Consider the following 2,038-nt stretch of genomic DNA (forward strand, 5'->3'; position numbering starts at 1 on the left):
CCCCCTGATTCCATGGCTGGGGTTTCTGGCTCAGAATCTTTGGTCTCAGCAGCTACTTTAGATGGATGATTAGACTCAGTACCTTGTGGGGCAAGAGTTTGATTCTCCTCGCCCCCTGATTCCATGGCTGGGCTTTCTGGCTCAGAATCTTTGGTCTCAGCAGCTACTTTAGATGGTGGCTGGGACTCAGTACCTTGTGGGGCAGACTCACCAACATCTTTTACCCCCTCAACTGAATTCTCCAGCTGTTTCTCCTCACCCTTTTGTTCCGCAAGAGATTGATCTTCTTCGCGTCCTGATTCCACGGCTGGGGTTGCTGGTTCAGAATCTTTGGTCTCAGCAGTTTCTTTAGATGGTGGCTTAGACTCAGTACCTTGTTGGACATGAGTTTGATTCTCCTCGCCCCCTGATTCCACGGCTGGGATTGCTGGTTCAGAATCTTTGGTCTCAGCAGTTTCTTTAGATGGTTGATTAGACTCAGTACCTTGTGGGGCATGAGTTTGATTTTCCTCACCCCCTGATTCCACGGCTGGGCTTGCTGGTTCTGGTTGCTTCGGCTCGGCTTTGGGTTTGTCAGGTGTTTGTTTCTCTCCTGGTGTTGCTTCTGTACCCGGCGTTTCTTCTGCTCCTGGTCTTGATTGTCCTATTCCATCAGCTGGTTTTGTCTCTGTTTCATTCTCTACTATTGGAGTTTTTTCAGGTTGAACTGGTCTACTTTCCTCTAGATCTGGAGTTACAGGTTGTGTTGGTTTTGGTGCAACTTCTTCCTTAGTCCCAACTACAATCACCTTGTCCACCGGATCTTTTGTGATTATATTTTCTATAACTTTGCTAGATTTTTCCCCATTAACGATAGTGACTTCCGTATAGATGGTGCGTTCACCAACAACACCTTCTTGAACAACTTTAGTTTGCCCTTTAGCTAAGGTTGCATCTTCTTGTTCTATCGTTTGGAAAACAACCTCCTCTGTAGTGATTAGCAATTCTGGTTTCTCTACTGTGGCATTTAACACACCTTCCTCAGGACTTGTTTTATAATCACTATTATCTTCTGCTTTCGGTTGTTCTACTTTGGGATTTCCTGCAACTTCTTCCTTAGGCCCTATAGGCACAATTTCATCAGGAGCTTCAACAATTTTCTCAACTGCGTAGGATGGTTGAGGAGATTGCACAAGGTCTTCAGTCGAGCTAAAATGAGATGCAGTCTGTGGTACAATCTTCTTAGATTGAGGTTCTGAACTTTCCTCCTTTTGAGATAATGCTGGCGACTCTACCTTATCAACAGAAAGTTCCTTACTAGCACTATCTCTTACCAAATAATATCCCGTAAATTCGTATCCTTGGACTCTTTCAGGACTTGGTAGAAACTGACCTTCTACTCTCTTAACAAGGGCTGGTTGCAATTCTACCAAATTTTCTAAAGCAGAGATGGATGCTACCCAGCCACCAACAGCAAAGACTGTCACAAGGAAGTAAGACGCTCCCCTTTTTCTCTTGATTAAAGTGAAGGAAAGCAATAATAATCCTGCTCCCAAGATAAACATCCCATCATTAGAAAAAAGACCTGTTTCTGGTAATCTTGTAGCCAATTTTCGATAGATAAAGTAGTATTCTTTTCCCTCTTTTACCTCAATTTTATTTTCTTCAAACCATTGCAACTCAGATTTCAGCTTTTCAGGTAAATCCTGCTCATCCAAATAATGACTTGAAATTAGTGTTGAACTCGTTGCGGTAGCCTGTACAGGTTGAGCACCCATACCAGCAAAAAATAAACTCGTTCCTAGCAAGACCGAGCAAGCTCCTATTGCATATTTCCTCAAAGAAAAACGCTGCTTTCTCTCAAATTGAAATTCTTCCATCCCATCTCCCATCATTCATTATTACTGTATATTTAGTATATCAGAAATAGTCTATATTCACAAATCTTTCTAGTTATTCCCTTATCATTCCAAGTTAAGGGCAACAACATACAATAATTTTTATTTAATACTCTTCGAAAATCTCTTCAAACCACGTCAGCGTCGCCTTGCCGTAGGTA

General features: G+C 42.4%; 1 protein-coding gene. It reads right to left on the minus strand.

All coding sequences use genetic code 11. The annotated features are described in order from the left end of the window. Positions 1 to 1,859, minus strand: a 1,859-nt coding sequence (locus tag HT701_RS08830; RefSeq protein WP_240152369.1) for a G5 domain-containing protein, incomplete at its 3' end; no start/stop codon positions are given. Positions 1,860 to 2,038 lie beyond the last annotated feature (179 nt).

This window comes from Streptococcus sp. 10824 (genome assembly GCF_013276595.1).
Classification (GTDB): domain Bacteria; phylum Bacillota; class Bacilli; order Lactobacillales; family Streptococcaceae; genus Streptococcus; species Streptococcus pseudopneumoniae.